The organism is Ideonella sp. A 288 (assembly GCF_002198735.1).
Classification (GTDB): Bacteria; Pseudomonadota; Gammaproteobacteria; order Burkholderiales; family Burkholderiaceae_C; genus Pseudaquabacterium.
This window is the reverse complement of the sequence record NZ_MWLO01000143.1, coordinates 85,550-103,908: the sequence shown is the minus strand read 5'-3', so window position 1 is coordinate 103,908 and position 18,359 is coordinate 85,550. Positions and strand designations below refer to the sequence as shown.

The 18,359-nt window shown below is 70.6% G+C and carries 21 protein-coding genes; 8 read left to right on the top strand and 13 right to left on the bottom strand.

What is annotated here, in order from left to right:
• A partial coding sequence (gene hydA / locus EOINJALH_RS23650; RefSeq protein WP_088284782.1) for a dihydropyrimidinase occupies nucleotides 1-1,454 on the bottom strand: 1,454 nt, incomplete at its 3' end.
• 360 nt (nucleotides 1,455-1,814) lie between these two features.
• On the opposite strand from hydA, the gene EOINJALH_RS23645 reads away from it, so the two are divergent.
• From EOINJALH_RS23645 to EOINJALH_RS23635, 3 genes are all read left to right on the top strand, one after another.
• Entirely contained in the window at nucleotides 1,815-2,540 is a 726-nt protein-coding gene (locus EOINJALH_RS23645) for an Asp/Glu/hydantoin racemase (protein ID WP_088284760.1), read from the top strand.
• Between the two features lie 141 nt (nucleotides 2,541-2,681).
• Nucleotides 2,682-3,401 carry a GntR family transcriptional regulator gene (locus tag EOINJALH_RS23640; RefSeq protein ID WP_088284758.1) on the top strand — a complete coding sequence of 240 codons (720 nt, stop codon included), beginning with the start codon at nucleotides 2,682-2,684 and terminating at the stop codon, nucleotides 3,399-3,401.
• Nucleotides 3,402-3,424: 23 nt separating this feature from the next.
• Nucleotides 3,425-4,087, top strand: a complete 663-nt coding sequence (locus tag EOINJALH_RS23635) for an aspartate/glutamate racemase family protein (RefSeq protein WP_088284756.1) — start codon at nucleotides 3,425-3,427, stop codon at nucleotides 4,085-4,087.
• On the opposite strand, the gene EOINJALH_RS23630 is transcribed toward EOINJALH_RS23635, so the two are convergent.
• Complete coding sequence (locus tag EOINJALH_RS23630; RefSeq protein WP_088284754.1) at nucleotides 4,077-4,439, bottom strand: hypothetical protein; 363 nt, start codon at nucleotides 4,437-4,439, stop codon at nucleotides 4,077-4,079. The two genes, EOINJALH_RS23635 and EOINJALH_RS23630, sit on opposite strands and share 11 nt — an antisense overlap.
• A gap of 222 nt (nucleotides 4,440-4,661) precedes the next feature.
• Between EOINJALH_RS23630 and EOINJALH_RS23625 the strand changes: the two genes are divergently transcribed.
• Both EOINJALH_RS23625 and EOINJALH_RS23620 read left to right on the top strand, forming a co-directional pair.
• Nucleotides 4,662-5,264 (top strand): hypothetical protein, encoded by a 603-nt coding sequence (locus EOINJALH_RS23625; protein WP_088284752.1) that lies wholly within the window; start codon nucleotides 4,662-4,664, stop codon nucleotides 5,262-5,264.
• A gap of 145 nt (nucleotides 5,265-5,409) precedes the next feature.
• Nucleotides 5,410-7,104, top strand: a complete 1,695-nt coding sequence (locus tag EOINJALH_RS23620; RefSeq protein ID WP_088284750.1) for an alkaline phosphatase — start codon at nucleotides 5,410-5,412, stop codon at nucleotides 7,102-7,104.
• Between the two features lie 107 nt (nucleotides 7,105-7,211).
• On the opposite strand, the gene EOINJALH_RS31940 is transcribed toward EOINJALH_RS23620, so the two are convergent.
• The 6 genes from EOINJALH_RS31940 to EOINJALH_RS23600 form a co-directional block, all read right to left on the bottom strand.
• On the bottom strand, nucleotides 7,212-7,376 hold the full coding sequence (locus tag EOINJALH_RS31940; protein WP_158219870.1) for a hypothetical protein: 165 nt from the start codon (nucleotides 7,374-7,376) through the stop codon (nucleotides 7,212-7,214).
• Between the two features lie 317 nt (nucleotides 7,377-7,693).
• Complete coding sequence (locus EOINJALH_RS31935; protein ID WP_158219869.1) at nucleotides 7,694-7,837, bottom strand: hypothetical protein; 144 nt, start codon at nucleotides 7,835-7,837, stop codon at nucleotides 7,694-7,696.
• A gap of 9 nt (nucleotides 7,838-7,846) precedes the next feature.
• Nucleotides 7,847-9,103 carry a putative Na+/H+ antiporter gene (locus EOINJALH_RS23615; protein ID WP_088284748.1) on the bottom strand — a complete coding sequence of 419 codons (1,257 nt, stop codon included), beginning with the start codon at nucleotides 9,101-9,103 and terminating at the stop codon, nucleotides 7,847-7,849.
• Nucleotides 9,100-9,414, bottom strand: coding sequence for a hypothetical protein (locus tag EOINJALH_RS23610; RefSeq protein WP_088284746.1), 315 nt, complete (start codon nucleotides 9,412-9,414; stop codon nucleotides 9,100-9,102). Before EOINJALH_RS23610 ends, EOINJALH_RS23615 begins: the two co-directional genes overlap by 4 nt.
• Before the next feature lie 178 nt (nucleotides 9,415-9,592).
• Complete coding sequence (locus EOINJALH_RS23605) at nucleotides 9,593-10,249, bottom strand: response regulator transcription factor (RefSeq protein WP_088284744.1); 657 nt, start codon at nucleotides 10,247-10,249, stop codon at nucleotides 9,593-9,595.
• A 13-nt stretch (nucleotides 10,250-10,262) separates the two neighbouring features.
• Nucleotides 10,263-11,897 (bottom strand): MASE1 domain-containing protein, encoded by a 1,635-nt coding sequence (locus tag EOINJALH_RS23600; protein ID WP_234414004.1) that lies wholly within the window; start codon nucleotides 11,895-11,897, stop codon nucleotides 10,263-10,265.
• A gap of 88 nt (nucleotides 11,898-11,985) precedes the next feature.
• On the opposite strand from EOINJALH_RS23600, the gene EOINJALH_RS23595 reads away from it, so the two are divergent.
• Entirely contained in the window at nucleotides 11,986-12,993 is a 1,008-nt protein-coding gene (locus EOINJALH_RS23595) for a sodium:calcium antiporter (RefSeq protein WP_088284742.1), read from the top strand.
• A gap of 33 nt (nucleotides 12,994-13,026) precedes the next feature.
• On the opposite strand, the gene EOINJALH_RS23590 is transcribed toward EOINJALH_RS23595, so the two are convergent.
• Nucleotides 13,027-14,298, bottom strand: a complete 1,272-nt coding sequence (locus tag EOINJALH_RS23590; RefSeq protein WP_088284778.1) for a putative Na+/H+ antiporter — start codon at nucleotides 14,296-14,298, stop codon at nucleotides 13,027-13,029.
• A 165-nt stretch (nucleotides 14,299-14,463) separates the two neighbouring features.
• The gene (locus tag EOINJALH_RS23585; protein ID WP_088284740.1) at nucleotides 14,464-15,006 is read right to left on the bottom strand and encodes a DUF2889 domain-containing protein; all 543 of its coding nucleotides are present in this window, start codon (nucleotides 15,004-15,006) and stop codon (nucleotides 14,464-14,466) included.
• A 142-nt stretch (nucleotides 15,007-15,148) separates the two neighbouring features.
• Between EOINJALH_RS23585 and EOINJALH_RS23580 the strand changes: the two genes are divergently transcribed.
• Complete coding sequence (locus EOINJALH_RS23580; protein WP_088284738.1) at nucleotides 15,149-15,436, top strand: acylphosphatase; 288 nt, start codon at nucleotides 15,149-15,151, stop codon at nucleotides 15,434-15,436.
• Nucleotides 15,421-15,804 carry a 4Fe-4S dicluster domain-containing protein gene (locus EOINJALH_RS23575; RefSeq protein WP_088284736.1) on the top strand — a complete coding sequence of 128 codons (384 nt, stop codon included), beginning with the start codon at nucleotides 15,421-15,423 and terminating at the stop codon, nucleotides 15,802-15,804. Before EOINJALH_RS23580 ends, EOINJALH_RS23575 begins: the two co-directional genes overlap by 16 nt.
• Here EOINJALH_RS23575 and EOINJALH_RS23570 read toward each other — a convergent pair.
• The 3 genes from EOINJALH_RS23570 to EOINJALH_RS23560 all read right to left on the bottom strand — a co-directional run bounded on the left by EOINJALH_RS23570 (nucleotide 15,783) and on the right by EOINJALH_RS23560 (nucleotide 18,329).
• A complete protein-coding gene (locus tag EOINJALH_RS23570; RefSeq protein WP_199873467.1) occupies nucleotides 15,783-16,223 on the bottom strand; it encodes a nuclear transport factor 2 family protein in 441 nt (146 codons plus the stop codon). The two genes, EOINJALH_RS23575 and EOINJALH_RS23570, sit on opposite strands and share 22 nt — an antisense overlap.
• A 64-nt stretch (nucleotides 16,224-16,287) precedes the next feature.
• Complete coding sequence (locus tag EOINJALH_RS23565) at nucleotides 16,288-16,692, bottom strand: VOC family protein (RefSeq protein WP_088284734.1); 405 nt, start codon at nucleotides 16,690-16,692, stop codon at nucleotides 16,288-16,290.
• 368 nt (nucleotides 16,693-17,060) lie between these two features.
• Nucleotides 17,061-18,329 carry a hypothetical protein gene (locus tag EOINJALH_RS23560; protein WP_144290141.1) on the bottom strand — a complete coding sequence of 423 codons (1,269 nt, stop codon included), beginning with the start codon at nucleotides 18,327-18,329 and terminating at the stop codon, nucleotides 17,061-17,063.
• Nucleotides 18,330-18,359: the final 30 nt, after the last annotated feature.

Sequence of the window (18,359 nt, the reverse complement as noted above, 5' to 3'; positions counted from 1 at the left end):
CCTGAAGGAGCCCTCCATGACCCTCTGCCAACCCCTTGCCCGCGGCGCGGGCGCAGCGTGGGCGGGCCGCAGCGCAGGAAGCGGCCGCGCCCGGCGCGGGGGTGGAACTGCCGGCCGTCCCACACCACGTCGCCGCCGGCGATGGTGGTGCCGGGCCAGGCGCGCAGGGTCTGGCCGGCGTAGGGCGTGTAGTCGACGGCGTGGTGCAGGTGATCGTTGGACAGTACGAACTCGCGCTCGTCCCAGATCACCAGGTCGGCGTCGCTGCCGATGGCGATGGTGCCCTTGCGCGGGTGCAGGCCATAAGCCTTGGCCGGGTTGGTGGACGTGAGCTCGACGAACTTCTCGAGCGTGATGCGGCCGCCGAGCACGCCTTCGGAGTACAGCAGCGCCAACCGTGTCTCGATGCCCGGGATGCCGTTCGGGATGTGGCGGAAGGGCACCTCCTGGCCACCGGGCTTCTTGCCCTCGGGCGCGTCGTAGCGGAAGGGCGCGTGGTCGGACGAGAAAACGGTGAACAGGCCGTCGACCAGCGCGTCCCAGATCACCTGCTGGTTGGCCTTGTCGCGCGGCGGCGGGCTGCACACGCAGCGCGCGCCCTGGTAGCTGTCGTCGGTGCCCAGATCGGCCGCGGTCAGGAACAGGTACTGCGGGCAGGTCTCGGCGAACACCGACAGGCCATGGGCGCGGGCCCAGCGGATCTGCTCCACCGCCTCGCGGCCGGAGACGTGGACGATGAGGATGGGCACGTCCACCAGCTCGGCCAGCGCGATGGCGCGGTGCGTGGCCTCGCGCTCGACCAGCATCGGCCGCGCCTGCGCATGGAAGCGCGGCGCGGTGCGGCCGGCGGCCTCGAGCCGTTTCGTCAGCCACTCGATGCAGTCGGCGTTCTCGGCGTGCACCATGGCCATCGCGCCATGCTCGCGCGCCACCGCCAGCACGTCGAGCATCTGGCCGTCGTCGAGCTTCAGGTCGTCGTAGGTCATGTAGATCTTGAACGAGGTGTAGCCCTCGGCGATCAGCGCCGGAAGCTCCTCGGTCAGCACCTGCGGCGTGGGGTCGCTGACGATCAGGTGGAAGGCGTGGTCGACGTGCGCGCGGCCCTCGGCGCGGCGGTGGTAGTCGGCCACCGCGGCGCGCAGAGAGCCGCCCTTTTCCTGCGCCGCGAACGGGATCACCGTGGTGGTGCCGCCGCAGGCCGCGGCGCGGGTGCCGGTGTCGAAATCGTCGGCCATGCGCAGCGGCGGGGCCATCGGCTGGTCAAGGTGGCAGTGGGCGTCGACCCCGCCGGGCGTGACCACGCGGCCGGCGGCGTCGATCTCGCGCGCGCCCGGCGCCAGTTGCGTGCCGAGCTGCACGATGTGGCCGCCAGCGATGCCGATGTCGGCGTCGAAGGTGTCGCTGGCGGTGGCCACGCGGGCCCGGCGCACCACCAGGTCGAAGGCGGGGGTCATCGGGGCAGCCTGGCGCTGGGCGCTGCCATCGCCGCCCGCCGCAGGCACGCCGACGGGGTGCCCGGCGCACCAATCCGGCGCGGCATGCGACGACTTGTTGGCGACATGCTTGTTGACATTGCTGATTTGCCCATCGTTGGTGCGTCGAGGCCTGATTCCTGCTGCTGACAAGCGTTCGAGCAAGAGCCGGGCCAAGTTGTTGGTGAAGCTTGCGACTTTGATGTCAACATCATCGTCAACATGTTTTGTGTCGGGTATGGTGTTAGCACCAATGCCGACAATTTTTCGATTTCGGGCATCATCGGCCCACCGCCGCGGTTTCGGGGCCCTGCCCGCCCGCGCCACCCAGCAAGGAGTGCCATGACCCGTCCCCTGCGGCTCGGCGTGTTGACGCCGTCGTCCAACACCGCCCTCGAGCCCCTGACCAGCGCGCTGGCCGCGGCGGTGCCGGGCTGCAGCGCGCATTTCTCGCGCTTCAAGGTCACCGAGATCTCGCTCTCGGCGCAGGCCCTGGGCCAGTTCGACGACAGCAAGATCCTGGCCGCGGCCGAGCTGCTGGCCGACGCCAAGGTGGACGTCATCGGCTGGAGCGGCACCGCCGCCGGCTGGCTGGGCTTCGACAGCGACCTGCGCCTGGTCGAGCGCATCCACCAGCGCACCGGCATCCGCGCCACCACCGCGGTGCTGGCGCTCAACGAGCTGATGGCGCTGCAGGGCATCACGCGGCTGGCGCTGGTGTCGCCCTACACCGCCGACGTGCAGCAGCGCATCGTCGACAACTACCGCGCCATCGGCATCGAGGTGGTGGCCGAGCGGCACCTGGGCATCTGCGTCAACCACGACTTCGCGCTGGTCGAGCCGGCGCAGCTCGAGTCGCTGATGCACGAGGTGGCCGCCGCCAAGCCGCAGGCCATCACCACCTTCTGCACCAACCTGCGCGCCGCGCCGCTGGCCGAGCGCGTGGAGGCCGCCACCGGCATCGCGCTGCTCGACACCGTCAGCACCACGGTGTGGGGCCTGCTGCGCGCCGGCGGTGCCGACCCCGCGCAGGTGCGCGGCTGGGGCCGCCTGTTCGGCTGGCACTGACCGGTGGCGGCGTCGGGGCCCAAGGGCCTGCTCGATAAAATGCTGGCACCGGGTGGCGCGGCCCCCCGGACGGCCGCGGCCGCCATGCCCCGGCGCCTGGCGCGGCGCACCGCCCCCACCCCAGCAGTTGCATCCCCCGCCATGGCCAGTTCCGCATCCCCCGCGCGCAAGGCACCGCCCCAGGCCCGCCTGGACCGCGAGAACGCCAACGACGAGATCTACGAGCGCATCTACGTCGCCATCCTCGAGCACCGCCTGCCGCCCGGCACCAAGCTGGTGGAAGAGCGGCTGGCCGACATCTTCCACGTCAGCCGGGCGCGCGTGCGCGAGGTGCTGGCGCGCATGGCGCACGAGCAGATCGTCGAGCTCTACCCGCAGCGCGGCGCCTACGTGGCCAAGCCCACGCCGCAGCAGGCGCACGATGTGTTCGAGGCGCGCCGGCTGATCGAGCCGGCGCTGCTGCGGCGGCTGATCGACACGCTCACCCCCGAGCGCGTGACGCGCCTGCGCCAGCACCAGGAGCTGGAGGTGGACGCCCGCCGCCGCGACGACAAGCGCGCCATCGTGCGCCTGTCGGGCGAGTTCCACACCGTGCTGGCCGACCTGGCCGGCAACTCGGCGCTGTCGCGCAGCATGCGCGAGCTGTCGATGCTCACCTGCCTGATCATCTTCCTGTACGACGCGCCCACCGCCACCAGCTGCCGCGCCGACGAGCACTCCGAGATCATCGACGCCATCGCCCGGCGCGACGCGCCGCGCGCCGAGCGGCTGATGCTGGAGCACCTGGCCCACATCGAAAGCAGCCTGAAGCTCGACACCTCGACCGAGGAAGTCGACCTCGAGGCCATCTTCAAGGCCTGACCCGCGGTGCGCCGGCCCAGGCCATGCGGCTGCTGCTGATCAACCCCAACACCTCGGTGCACATCACCGAGCGCCTGGCGGCCTCGGCCCGGCAGGCGCTTGTGCCGGGCGACACGCTGACGGCCGTCACCGCGGCCGACGGCCCGCGCGTGGTGCGCTCGGCGCCCGACCTGCAGGTGGCCGAGGCCAGCGCGGCAGCCCTGGCCGCGGCGCATGCGGCCGACCACGACGCCATCGTGCTGGCCATCTCGCTCGACGGCGCCGCGCCGCGCTTGCGCGCGCTGCACCCGCACCTGGCGGTGGTCGGCATGACCGAGGCCGCCTTGATGACGGCCTGCCTGCGCGCCGACCGCGTGGGCCTGCTGACGCTCGGCGCCGCGCTGCTGCCGCTGTACCGCCAACGCGTCGACGACATCGGCCTGGCCTCGCGCCTGGCGGGCTTCGAGGCGCCGGAGGCGCCACTGGCCTTCGAGCCCGGCCCGGACGCCGTGTCGCCGGCACTGCTGGACACGCTGGGCGGCGCCGTCGATCGCCTGCGGCAGGCCGGCGCGCAGGCCGTCGTGCTGGCCGGCGCCGTGCTGTGCGGCTACGCCCGGGCGCTGCAGGCCGGCCATGGCCTGCCGATGTTCGATGGCGTGGCCTGCGCCGTGCACCAGGCGCGGCTGCAGCAGGCGCTCAGAGAGTGACCAGCAACTCGGCCACGGCCTCGCCGCGCGTCCAGACATCGCCGCTGGCGTCGACGCAGGTGAGCTGGTAGCGGGCGGTGCCAGCCGCCCGCGGGATCACCACCTGCGTGCCCGACACCGGCTTCGGCCCGCTCCAGGCGCCGCTGGCGGTGCAGCTGGCGGCATGGCGGGTCGCCCACGACAAGGTGGCGGCGCTGCCCACCGCCACGCTCTTCGGATCGACCACCAGGTCGACCTCGACGAACACATCCGCCGGACCGCAGCCCCCCGGCCCGATCGAGATGCACACGCCACCGCCGCAGCCGGTCAGCAAGCTTGCGCCTGCCAGCATCCAGGTCCATCCGAGTTGCATGGGTTCTTCCCTTTCTCAGGGGCGCGACCGACCAACAGCCTGGCCCTGCCGACAGGCGCGGCGTTGAGGCCCGTCAACCCGCGCCTGTGCCCGCCGGGGGCATTGAGCATCCTCAACGGCCAACCCGTGGCCACGCCCACACTTTATCCGGGCCGGGGCAGCCCGGCGATGGCTGTGGAGGTCGCGTCCTTCACGTGGCAGGATTCACTCAGGAGCCAGACCATGGAACTGATCCGAAACGGCTACTTCGAGACCGGCGAGCTCGACCCATGGCAACCCTGCATGGGCATGGCGCTCGAAGGCGGCGGTGTCAGCGAGGACAACCCCGTCTTCCTGAGCGCCTTCAACCTCAGGCTGATCGAGAACGACTGCGTGCGGCAGCCGCTGCCGTACCACGGCGTGGCGACGGATGGCGGGCTGGCCCTGTGGCTGATGGTGCACCACGTCGAGGGCGCCTGCGGGCGGTTCGAGGCGCGCATCGAGTACTCGGACGGCGGCGACCGCAGCGTGGGCAGCGTGACGCACGAGACCCTGCACGACCGGCCCCACCCGTCCTACCCCTATCACCTGCGGGTCGCCGTGGATCCCGATCGCTACGTCTCCGCGGTGCAGCTGCGCTGCGTCGATGCGGCGGTGGCGTGGTACGTCTGTGCGGTCTCGATGGAGGGGCGCTATCTCTTCCCGAACGACGGGCCCATGATGCGGGCGCAGCTCAGCCTGCTCGACCGGGTCGCCCGCATGGAACACAAGCTGGCCCGCATGGAGCGTTCGATGACCACCGCGCTGAGCACCTTGCCCCGGTCGAAGCGGCCGTCCAAGGCCTGATCGACCCGCGCTGGCGCGCGCGCCGGCCGCCGTTCACCGGAGGTTTCCGATGCGAACGCCGGCCTGATCGCGGCGCCCGCATACTCTCGGCACGGCATGGGCATCCTTCGTTCGCCTCGAACGGCCATGGCCATGGGAGGCGTTCATGGGTCGTCCAAGGAAGAAGCACAAGCCAGGCGTTGCCGGCCCCAGCCGCCGCCACTTCATCCAGCGCGTCGGCGGGTCGGCCCTGGCACTGGGCACGGTGCCGCTGATGCAGGCCTGCGGCGGCGGCGACGGCCAGATGCTGCCCACGCCGCCCGGCACGGGTGTGTTCCGCCACGGCGTGGCCAGTGGCGACCCGCTGGCCGACCGCGTGATCCTGTGGACGCGCGTCACCCCGCCCACGGGCGCGCCGGTGGCGCTGGACTGCGTGGTGGCCACCGACACGGCGCTCTCGCGCGTCGTTGCGCGCCTGAGCCTGGCCACCGACGCCAGCCGCGACCACACGGTCAAGGTCGACGTCGCCGGCCTGCAGCCCGACACCACCTACTACTACCGTTTCACCGCGGACGGCGTGGCCTCGCCGATCGGCCGCACGCGCACCCTGCCAGTGGGCACGGCCAGCCGCATGCGCATCGCCGTGGTCAGCTGCTCGAACTTCGCGGACGGCTTCTTCAACGCCTACCGCCGCGTGGCCGAGCGCGCCGACCTGGACCTGGTGGTGCACCTGGGCGACTACTTCTACGAAGGCGGCAACGCCTCCGGCAGCTACCGCGCGGTGGAGCCCGACGGCGAACTCGTCACGCTGGCCGATTACCGCGCGCGGCACGCGCTGCACAAGCGCGACGGCGACCTGCAGGAGCTGCACCGCCAGCACCCGATGGTGGCGATGTGGGACGACCACGACATCGTCAGCGATGCCAGCGCCACCGGCTCGCCCAGCCACGCCGCGGGCGCCGAAGGCACCTGGGCCGACCGCGTCGGCAACGCCCTGCGCGCCTACACCGAATGGATGCCGGTGCGCGTGGCCAACCCCGCCGACCTGCGCCAGGCCTACCGCGGGTTCGCCTTCGGCAACCTGGTCGACCTGCTGGTGCTCGAGACGCGCGTGGCCGGCCGGTCGCCGCAGTTGCCCGGCGATGCCACGCTGCCCGGCACCTTCCGGCAGCGCGGCGCCTTCACCGACCCCAGCCGCGAGATGCTGGGCCGCGTGCAGCACGACTGGGTGGCGGGGCGCCTGCGCACGTCCACCGCGCGCTGGAAGTTCCTGGCCCAGGGTGTGATGTTCGCGCAGCTGAAGATCCAGGCGCAGCGCAATGCCGACGGCGGCGGCCTGTACGCCAACGCCGACCAGTGGGACGGCTACCAGCCCGCGCGCGACCGCCTGTTCCAGGTGCTGACGGGCGACGGTGTGGCCCCGCCGGTGCGCAACGTGGTGTTCCTCACCGGCGACGCCCACAGCGCGTGGGCCGCCGACCTGACGCAGGACCCGAACAACGGCGACGTCGGCCGCGGCGGCTACGACCCCGACACGGGCGCGGGGTCGGTGGCGGTCGAGTTCATCGGCACCTCGGTCACATCGCCGATGATCCTGGACACGCACGGCTTGGCCGAATCGCTGCTGCGATCGGTCAACCCGCACCTCAAGTACATCGACCTGGCGCGCCGGGGCTACCTGCTGATCGACGCGGACGCCTCGCGGGTGGTGGGCGAGTGGTGGTTCGTCGACACGGTGGAGGTGCCCAGCAATGGGCAGGCCTTCGGCGCGGCCTTCCAGGTGCGGGACGGGGCCGCGCACATGGAGCGCGCCGAGCGCACCAGCCCGCGCGCCAACCCGCCTGCGCTGGCGCCGGCGTGAGGCACAACTGGCCCGCGCGTCACGCGCGGGCCGGGCGGCGGATCGGGCGGTAGATCGGGCCACCCCCGGCGCGGCCGCGACGGGCCAACGCCGTTTGTCGGTGCTGCTTACGGATTCGCGGCGCGGTACTCGACGCGCTTGGCGCGGTGGGCGATCACCCGCTCGGCCGCGCCGGCCAGGCCACGCTTCTCGTCGCGCAGCGCGCGCTTCAGGCGGTCGCGCAGGACGTGGAGCCGGGTTCGGTGCTTGTGGGCGGCAATGGCATTGGACATCGGGAAACCTTCTGGGATGGTGAGGCGCCCGTGTGTACGCGGCCGGCCACGGTCCGTCTGTGCGTTGGCCCACACAGGCGGCCTTCGATGACCCTTTGCCGTGAAGATGTCCCGCCCACGGGCGAGCCCCGGCCCTTCCGCGCGGCGATGGTCGCAGCGACCACGCGACGGCATTCGGACTGGCCACTGCGGAGCCGAGGAAACGTCCGGTGCAGTGGCCGGCTCGGCTGGCGCCGAACAAGCCACCCCTTGGCCCGCCGGCCAGGCCCGCACCCGGCGCCCGATGCGCTGAACCCGAGCCGCCGTCGATGGCTCGCTCAGCGGCCGCGGCAACGCCGTCGCACGGCATCGCCCAGCAGCCCGGCTGCGGCCACGGCGAAGGGCAGTGCCAGGAGGAAAGCGACGCTGGGGGACACCGTGTCCCACCAGGCCGACCAGGAGCTCAGGGCAGCATCCAGCATGAACGTCTCCTAAAGCAGCCTGAAAGCCAGGATCGCTGTGAGCGTCGGCGGCAACGCTGCGATGAACAGGCCCAGGGGGCTGATCGCTTCATCCTCGAACTGGCCGCGCAGGATGGCGTAGCCCGCCGGGTTGGGTGCATTGGCGATCACGGTCAGGCCACCGCCCGTGATGGCCCCGGCCACCACCGCGCGCTTGAACTCCTCGCTCAGACCTTCGACTTGCGAGGCCAGGTAGGTGAGGGCCGCGTTGTCGGTGACCGCCGTGAGTGCGGTGGCGCCGAAGTAGACGGTGTCTGCGTTCAGGCTGCGCAGCAAGGGCTCCAGCCACCACTGCTGCTGGCCACCGAGAACCACCAGGCCCGCCAGGAAGAAGGCCACCAGCAGACCTTCGCGCAGGATCAGGCGGTCCTGGTACTGCGGGTAGGCCCCAGCGAAGCCCATGAAGAACAGGAACAGCCCCATGAAGACCGCCGGGTGGTGCGCGAAGGCGACGATGCCCGCCAGGAACACCAGATGCACCAGCAGCACCGGGCCTGGGACGAGCCCTGCGGTGCTGGGCTGCGCCTTGGCCATGGCGGACAGTTCCCTGCGGAAGACCAGCGTCGTGATCCCGGCATTGACGCCCACGGCCAGGGCCATCTTCCAGCCGAAATGCGTCAGCATGTAGAACAGGTCCCAGTTCCACTTGCCCGCGACCATCAGCACGGGCGGCGCCGCGAACGGCGTGAGCGCCCCACCGATCGACACATTGACGAACAGCAGGCCCAGCGTGGCGTACTTGAGCTTCAGCGAGATGCCGGCCGTGTACAGCCGGTCGCGCAGCATGAGCGCGGCCAGCGTCATGGCAGCCGGCTCGGTGATGAACGACCCGAGCAAGGGCACGACGGACAAGGTCAGGAAGTAGAAGCCCAGCGACCCTGGCAGCGGCGCAAAGCGCGAGATGGCTTCGACCAGGCGGCGAGCCATGTGCAGCACCGACCGGCTGCCGGCGACCACCATGATCGCGAACACGAACATCGGCTCGGTGAAGTTGCGTGTGTCCAGGTACTGGGTGGTCGTCCTGGTGTCGACCAGGACGACCATCGTGACCATCAGCACCATGGCCCAGAAGCCGAACACCGCCTCGACTTCTCCAAGCAGGTGAAAGATGCCCGCGTGGGCAGGACGGGCATGGGCCAGTTTCTCGAAATACTTCGTCGAGAAGGTGTGGACGATGGCGATCGCAAAGATGATCGCCCCGGCCCACTGGACGGCCGTGGGGTTCATCGACGACCTCGGTTCTGCAGCTGGAGGCGAAGGCCGCGGCGCAGCCGGCGCAGATGGAAAGGGCCGAGCACGGCCACGAGCAAGGGCATCGCGACCGCGAAGTTGATCAAGGCCAGCCCGAACCGCGACGCCATGGACGGCTCGGGCACGCTGTACTTGGTCAGCGCCGTCACGACCACCAGGCCCACGGCCATGCCCACCAGCTCGATCACGTCGAGCGAGGTCTGTCTGGCCTGCTGCAGCGCCTGGTCGCGCTCGGTTTCCGGAAACTGCCGCAGTTCAGGCAGCAGCGCCGGCCAAAGCCGTTTCATCGAAGGACCACCGCCCAGCGCTTGCGCAGGGCGTGGATGTTGGGGCGCGGCCGCTTCACGGGGTGTCTCCATCTGCCCGTCGAGGGTAGGGAGAACCTGCGCTCCTGGAAATTCGCGCGCGCTCGTACGGGCGCGCCCGTACGAGTCTTGTCAGCGGCGCGCTGCGCCGCGTGCGTGCTCAGTCGTCGACGCTGCGGTCAAGCTTGCGGTCGACCAGGCGGACGAGCTCGACGACGCTGCGCACGCCCAGCTTGTCGAGCACGCGCGCCTTGTGGACCTCCACCGTCCTGTGGCTGATCCCCAGTTCCTCGGCGATGCGCCGGTTGTGCAGGCCTTGCACGAGCAGGCCCATCACCTCATGCTCGCGTGGCGACAGCACCGCGGCAGTAGGCGTGAGAGTGCCGTGCGGCGCCCTGCGTGGCGCCACGGCCTCCGCACAGGGCGCGACCTGTGCAGTCGCCACCGCACGGACCCCGGCCAGGGCGGACTCGACGGCACGCAGCAGTTGCTCGCCGTCGAACGGCTTTTCGAGGAAATCCACGGCATCGGCCATGAACGCCTGCCGTGCAGCCGCCACGTCCCCGTGCGCCGTGATGATGATGACCGGCAGCGGCAGCCCCTGCTCGCGCAGGAACGCCTGCAATTGCAGGCCGCTCATGCCGGACATCCGGATGTCCACCACCAGGCAACCACGCCAGTTCGGCTGCAAGGCGGAAAGAAAGTCTTCCGCCGAGGCGAACGCCGCACCGACATGCCCGCGCAAGCTCAGCAGCAACATCAACGCATCGCGAACCGAGGCATCGTCGTCGATGATGAAGACCGTCTCGCGGTGCATGTGGTCGTGATCCTCAGGAGGTCGGCCCGTCAGCCTCTTCGCCTTCCCGCGCGAGGGTAAAGCAGAAGTGACCGACCGGGCCCGGCAGAGCCCAGAGTCGGCCGCCGTGAGCCTCGACGATCGCCCGGCAGATGCCCAGGCCCACGCCCATGCCACCGACCTTGGTCGAGGTGCCCGGTTCGAAGACCGAAAGCGCCTGCGTCGGCGTGACGCCGCTGCCGCTGTCCAACACTTCGACGAGGATCTCCGAGCTGTCTGCACTCAGGCGAACCGTCACCTCGCCGGGTTCGCCCCGTGCGCTTGCCGAATCCAGCGCGTTGCCCACCAGGTTGCGAAGCACCACCTGGATCTGGACCTCGTCCACCCAGACCTTGGGCAGGCCGCCCGGTGCAGGCGACGTCAAGCGAATCGCCGAGGTGTCGGCACGGCGCTGCTGGGCCTGCAGTTCGGCCTGCACGAGCTGGGCCATGTCGCAGGCCTGCAGGTGGGTTGCCCCCGTCTGGAAGAAGTCGCGCAAGCGCTTGACGACATCGCCGGCGCGCCTGGCGTCGGCCGAGATGCGGCGGGTGACGTCGACCAGCAGGGCCTGTCGGTCCGGCGTCAGCGACGCCGGGTCTGCCACGAGCAGCTCGCAGGTCTGCGCGTAGGTGGCCAGCGCCGTCAGCGGCTGGCTGAGTTCATGGGCCAGTGCGGCAGACATCTGGCCCGCTGCGGCCATGCGCAGACTGCTGCGCAGTTCGGCGTCCGAGCGTGCGCGCTCGTCGACCGTGACACCCAGCAGCAAGCCGGTGGTGGTGATGGCGGCCATCAGCAGCTGCAGTTCGACGACGAACCCGTCCTGGTGCGCGCCGATCTGCATCGCCACGATCAGGCCGATCTGGGTCAGCGCCGCAGCCAGCACCGCGCCAGCGATGCCGAATCGCATCGAGGCCCAGATGACCGGCAGGAGCAGGAGGTAGGCGTAGTTGAAACTCTCCTCATCCCCTCCAGACAGCAGGCCCAGCAGCATGGCGATCGACACGGCGGTCAACCACCACTGGCCTTGCCGCAACGTCTGCATCAGCGTCTCGCGCCGATCGGCGTCCATCGCCACCAGCAGGATGGGCAGCGTGACCGTCATGCCCACCGCATCGCCCACCCAGTAGCGGGCCAGCGCGGCCCAGGCCGGGCCGGGTGGCAGGACGCCGCCCGCCGCATAGGTGCCGACATAGACCACACCACTGAGCAATGCGCCCAGCGCGATGATGGCCAGGAACCAGGCCACATCGCGCCCGGTCGAGACCCGCCAGCCGTCACCCAGCTTGCGTTCCAGTGCCGCTGCCATCGCAAGGTAGCTGCAGGTCAAGGCGGCCGCGGCCAGCGTGACCACGACGACGTCTCCCGGTATCCCGCGCACCAGCACCTCGGCCGCCAGCAGCCCGCCGATCACCACCCACCACAGGCGCCGGCTGGCCATCAGCAGTGCCACGGCCAGCGCCGGCTGCGGATTCCAGGGCGTGATGTTCAGCCCTTGCAGAGGCCGGATGAAGCTGGCCCAGTCCAGGATCAGGAAGACGAGCACATAGCCCACGACCACCGCCCATGGCAGGGGCGTCAGCATGGGCAGACGTGCCAGGTTCGGCAGGTCGTTGCGCTGGACTTCGGACATGCGGCGATTGTCCGCTCGACACCCCGTGCCGTGCCGGCCTCGCCGTGCGTTGGTGCCGAACCGATCGCCGGCCCCAGAATGGTCCGCCATGGGATACGACTGGCTTCAACTCGCAGCCTGTGCACTGGCCATTGCCTACGCCGGTGCCCGGCTGACTCGCCTGGCCGATGCCATCGGCGAGAAGACCGGCATGTCCGGTTCCTGGGTCGGGCTGCTGCTGCTGGCCGCGGTGACCTCGCTGCCCGAACTCGCCACCGGCATCAGCGCGGTCACGGCGGCACAGTCGCCCGACATTGCGGTGGGCGATGTCCTGGGCAGCACGGTCTTCAACCTGGCGCTGCTGGTGATGCTCGACGTGCTGCACCGCCCGGACACGATCTACCTCCGTGCCGGCACGGGCCACATCCTGTCGGCCGGGTTCGGCGTCATCCTGCTGGGCGTGGTCGGCGCCAGTGTGCTGCTGGAGCGCGAACACGTGCTGCCGGGACTTGGCTGGGTGGGTGGCTACACCCCGCTGCTGGGGGTGCTGTACCTGCTGGCGATGGGCAGCGTGTTCTCGTACGAGCGGCGCCAGGCGAGCACCCGGGAGCCGGCGGGTGAACCGCGCCATGCCGGACTGAGCCTGCGCACTGCCGCATGGCAGTTCGCGCTCTTCGCCGGCATCGTGGCCCTTGCGGGGGTCTGGCTGCCCATTGCCGGCAGCCGCATCGCCGACGAGATGGGGTGGTCACGGACCTTCGTGGGCACCCTGCTGGTGGCGGGCGCCACCTCGTTGCCCGAGGTCGTCGTCACGCTGGCGGCACTTCGGCTGAGGGCGCTCGACATGGCCATCGGTGGCCTGTTGGGCAGCAACCTGTTCGACCTTCTCATCATCGCGGTCGACGATGTGTTCTACACGAAGGGATCCCTCCTCGCGGACGTGTCGCCGATGCATGCGGTGACGGCGTTCTCGGCCGCCATGATGTCCGGTGCCGTCATCGTGGGCCTGGTCTATCGCCCGCACGGACGTGTCCTGCGCACCATGAGCGTCGTGAGCGCCGCGCTGCTGGCGGTGTACCTGATCAACGTCTACGTGCTGTTCGTCCATCGCGAATGAGGCCCGCTGGCGCTGCGGCACACGCCGCCGCCATCACAGCAGCAAGAAGGCGAGGGCAGCCACGACCGTCGGGCCCGCCGCGCCCAGAAGCAGCCCGCCGGCGCCGATGGACTCGTCGGCAAAACCCCGCCGGAGCAGCGCGACGCCCGCCGGGTTCGGCGCGTTGGCAATGACGGTGAGGCCGCCGCCGGCGACCGCCCCGGCCACCAGCATGTACTTCGATGAATCGGAGATGCCGGCGATCTGCGAGCCGAGGTAGGTGAGCGCCGCGTTGTCCGTGATGGCGGTCAGGCCCAGGGCGCCGATGAACAGGGCCAGGGGCTCCAGGCTCGACACGATCGGCTGCAGCCACCAGCTTTGCATGCCGCCCAGCACCACCAGCCCGGCGAGGAAGAAGGCGACCAGCAGGGCCTCCTTCAGGATCAGCGGACTCTGGTAGCGACCGTAGGCCTGCGTGAACCCCAGGAACATCAGGAACAGGCCGAGGAAGGCCACCGGGTGGTGTGCCAGCAGGACCACGCCTGCCAGCAAGCCCAGGTGCACGGCAGCAACCGTCTTCGGCACGGGGACTTCGATGTCTGCATCGGTCGCGGGCGCCGGCGCCGGAATCACATGGGCACGCAGAGCGAAGGCGCAGACCGTGGCGTTGACGATCACCGCCAGCGCGGCCTTCCAGCCGAAGTTTGCAAACATGAAGGCACTGTCCCACTGCCAGGTGGACGCGACCATCAGCACCGGCGGAGCGGCATACGATGTCATGGTCCCGCCGATCGAAACATTGACGAACAGCACACCGATCGACAGGTACTTGATGGGCTCGGGCATGTCGGGACGGAAGATCTGCGGCGCCAGCATCAGGGCCGCGATCGTCATCGCGGCCGGCTCGGTGATGAGCGAGCCGAGCAGTGGCACGGCGGCCAGACCCAACCAGGCGGTGGCCAGTGGTGTCGGCAACGGCATGGCGCCGGCCGCCAGGCGCACCAGCCACAGCACCGTCGTCAGCACCGGCCGCGAGGCCGCAACGACCATGACGACGAACACGAAGAGTGGTTCGGTGTAGTTCCTGGACTCGGCGTAGGCCAGTGCGTCGCCGCCGCCGGTGGCCAGGGCCATGACCAGGACGAGCACGATGGCCCAGAACCCGAAGACGACCTCGACTTCGCCGACCAGGTGGAAGAGGCCCGCGTGCTTGGGGTAACGGTGGGCGAGGCGCTCGAACTGCTTGGCAGCGAAGGTGTGGACGAGCGCCACGGCAAAGATGATGGCCGCGATGACTTGCATCGCCGGCTCCTGCGTCGAGTTCATGGTCATCCTTGATCCGCGTGGCGGCCCGACCGACGCATGAACCTGTCGACCTGCGATGCATCGACACCCGGAGTCAGTTTAGCCCACGGCGCGGAGTGCCCGCTGGAGGCACCGCATTGGCTGCGGATGCATCTGCGACCAGACGGTCTTGGGTGCCACCTGGCGTCAGTCGCCCTCGGGCCGGTGCCAGCGCGGGAATAACTTCGCCACCTGCGGCCCCGACGACTTCAGCGCATGGCAGCCGTCGATGCTGAAGGGTTTCTGCTCGGGGTCCTGTGTCAGCACCGACCACATCGCCTGCAGCACGGCGCTGCCCATCGCGCCGGCCAGTTCGTTCATGTGCGTGCAGCCGGCGGTGCGGCCGAACAGGCGGCGGATCGCGTCGCGGTAGCCGCGCGCCACCTGCACGCCCACCAGTTGGCCGTAGTCGGGTGCGATCGTGCCGCAGGCCCGGCCGTAGGGCCCGGCGTCGGTGACGGCCTGCACGGCGACGATGGTGGCGGTGCGGTCCACCGTCAGCCGCAGCCACATCGAGTGCATCGGCTCGCCGGCCGGTAGCACGCCGCCGGCCACCGGCACCGGCTCGGGCCAGGCGTCGGTGAGCCAGCCTTCGACGTCCCACAGCCCGTCGGTGCGGGCATAGGCTTTGATCGTGATGGCGCGCTGGTGCGAGGCTTCGCGGGCGCAGTCGGGTGGGGGCAGGGGCATGGGTCGCGGCGCAGTGGGGTCGAGACCAAGCCTACACCGGCCTCACCTGCATCCACGCAGACGCGGGCCGGGGCCACCGCACAGCCGCAGCCGACGCCGGGCTTTTCCGCTACGCTGGCGGCCATGCCCCTCGAAGTGACCCATGGCTGAGACGGTGTGGCGGCTCGAGATCCGCGGCTCGGTGCAGGGCGTCGGCTACCGCTGGTCGATGGCGGAGCAGGCCCGGCGCCTGGGCGTGCGCGGCTGGGTGCGCAACCGCCTCGATGGCTCGGTGGAGGCGCTGGTGGCGGGGCCGCCGGACGCGGTCGAGCGCCTCGTCGCCTGGGCGTGGCAGGGCCCGGCCTCGGCGACGGTGCGCTCGGTCGAGGCCTTTGCCGCCGAAGGCCCCGTCGACATGCCCCAGACCTTCGAGCCATGGCCCACGGTGTAGGCGAGGGGCCGTCGGCGCCGCCGCCCGCGCTGCCGGGTCGGGCCGCCGAGCCCATCGAGGCGGCCCCTGCGGCCTCCGATGCGCTGCGGCCGCGTGCGCCCCGCCCGGCGGCGCGCCTGCCCGACATCGACGCCGCCCGCTGCACCGGCTGCGGCTGGTGCGTGGCCGCCTGCGACCTGCACCTGCTCAGCCTCGAGGTGCGGCACTGGCGCAAGACCTCGGTGCTGCACGAGCCCGGGCGTTGCACCGGCTGCGGCCTGTGCGCGGTGCGCTGCCCGTTCCATGTCATCACCTTGCGCGCGCCGGCCGCGGGCCAGGCCCGCAAAGCTGCCGTGGCGGCGCCCGATCAGCCCGCCGACGGGCGCTGAAGGATCGCCTTCGAGTCCTCGAAGCCGATCGGCGCCGAGGTGTGCTCGTGCACGATGCGCAGCACGTGGCCGGACGTGCGCAGCCCCCAGGTCAGCCGGTTCTGCATCGCTCGCAGCGGCGCGCCCTCGGCGGAGACGCCCTCGTAGGCGACGATGGCGGTGACGATCGCGAGATCGGGGCCGCCCACGGTGCGCAGGTCGTCGAAGCGCACCTTCACCCGCTCGGTGCCCAGCGAGGTGAACCAGCCCTCGACGGCGGTCTGCCAGGCCTCGGCCTTCTCGTACGACCACAGGCCCCAGGTGTCAAACACCCGCACGGCGGGGTCGTACAGCCGCACGAAGGCGGCCACGTCCTTCGCGTACACCGCCGCCTTGTAGGCCTCGACGATCCGGCCGACGGGCTTGTCCATGTCGTTCATGTGAACCTCTGTGGGTGGGGGATGGGTCTGGGAGTGCGATGGCGTGCGTGGCCGCCCGGCCGAGTCAGTCCGCGCAGGGGCCGTTGACGACGGCTTCGATGCGGTAGCCGTCCGGGTCGACGACGAAGCAGGCGTAGTAGTCGGCACCGTAGTCGGGCCGCAGCCCCGGCGCGCCGTTGTCATGCCCACCGTGGGCCAGCGCCGCCGCGTGGAAGCGGTCGACCGCGGCCCGATCGGGCGCCGCGAAGGCCAGGTGGAAGCCCGGGCCGGGGGCCACGACGGCGCTCGGCCGGTGCTTGATGGCGAACGCATCGCCGCCGCCTTCACGGCCGTAGCCGATGGCCTGGTTGGGGTGGTCGGGGCCCAGGTCGTCCCACACGCGCACGAAGCCCAGCGCCCCGAGCACCGCGTCGTAGAAGCGGCTCGAGCGGTCCATGTCGGACACGCCGAACGAGAGGTGGTGGAGCATCGGCGGGTGGGGTGGCGGGTTCGGTCGAGGGATCAGGCTGGCGGCGGGATGCGGTACAGGTGGCGCTCGAGGCCGTCGGGAAACGACTGTCGGCGCAGTATCGTCCCGTCCAGGCGGTCCACCCGTTCCAGGCCGCGCCCGGCGTGAGCGGTCCGCCGCAGGCACGCGGCATGCACCCGGCGCCGGGCCGATCCAGTCGACGGGCCGAACTGAACGGGCCCTGCACCCGGCCCACGCCGACGGGTGCGGCCAGACGATGGCTGCCATGGCCGTTCGCGGGGCACCGGACACCGCGCCTTGGCATCGGCGCCGTCGTTGGTTCAACGGCCGCCAATGCCCGAGGGGCCCATGCCGCAGGCCAGGACGTTCTATCCCCAGCGCGAGAGCCGCGAGGCGAGTTCGGTCGTCGCACCGCCGGCCTGCAGCATGTTCTGGAGGCCTTTCACATCGGTTCGCCCGCCCACGCAGAAGCCGTAGGCCCGGCGAATGCCGGCAACCTGCCTGTAGGCCTTGATTTCGTCGGGCTTGTCAAAGAGGAAGTTCATCTGGGACAGCCCCGTGCCGGCGCACACGAGCAGGTGCAGGTTGCGGGGGTCGGCATCGAAGCGCTCCAGGGTGGCCCGCAAGGCGTCGTGTCCCATGCCGGGCAGCACCAGCGTGCCGTAGAAGCCGATCGCGTAGTCCATGTAGCCGTGCCGGGTCAATGGCCACGCGCATTCCACCAGGGCGTGGTGACCCTGGGGCACCATGGTGGCAATGGCGATGAGCTGCGACAGCGCGTTGTTGCGGTCCTGGCCCGCCCAGCGCAGCGCGGCGATGGAATCGGAGGTGGTGCCCGAAATGTCTCCACCCTCGATGTGCAGGCCGAAGGTCCAATCGATGGTCTGGATCACGCTGCGGTCGCCGAAGCTGAACTTTTCCACCCCTCGCCAGGGCACGGCCTGCCGCGGGATGTCGACGAAGGGTTGTTGCATGACCGCCGGATTTTCCTTGTCGTTTCTGTCGCGGTGTCCCCAGCCCTGGTCGTTGACCTTGGGCTTGCCGTACACCGGCTCGGGTCGGAGCTGGGCCTTGTCCAGCATCTTGCCGAGGGCGGCACCCCAGATCGACTGCGCCAGCGCGCTCTCGGACAACTCTCCGAACAGCCGGATGACGTCGGAGCACACGGTCAACCACTCGGTTCGGCCACCCGGACCGGCGGCCACGTAGCGACCCACCGCCTGCACGCCCTGCAGCCCCGGCTGCTGCCCGCAGATGGACCACATGGCGAAGCTGGTCTGCTTGCAGATCAGCGAGCCGTCCACGTCGCAGCCCGGAGGCGCATGCGCCCCCAGCTGCAGCACCTGATCGACCATGCTGCCGATCATGCGGCCGATGCGCAGGGCCCCTTCGTTGTCGAGCAGGTAGTTCGCGATCGCCGTGGCGACATCCACTTCCAGCGACCGCCGGTCGGCCCGCAGGCGTTCGAGTTCAGGCAGCGTGACGACTTGCATGATTGCCTTTCCGGCCACTTGCCTCGGCCTGTCGCGTCGGCAATGTGCCCTCGTCGATGTCAGGATAGGCGTGTCACCGGTGCCTGTCGAGCGCCCAGGGCGACCCCGTCCCGGCAGATTCGGCCAGGCTTGGACGCAGATCAAACGGCCACGTCGCGCCGGGCCCTGCGGGCC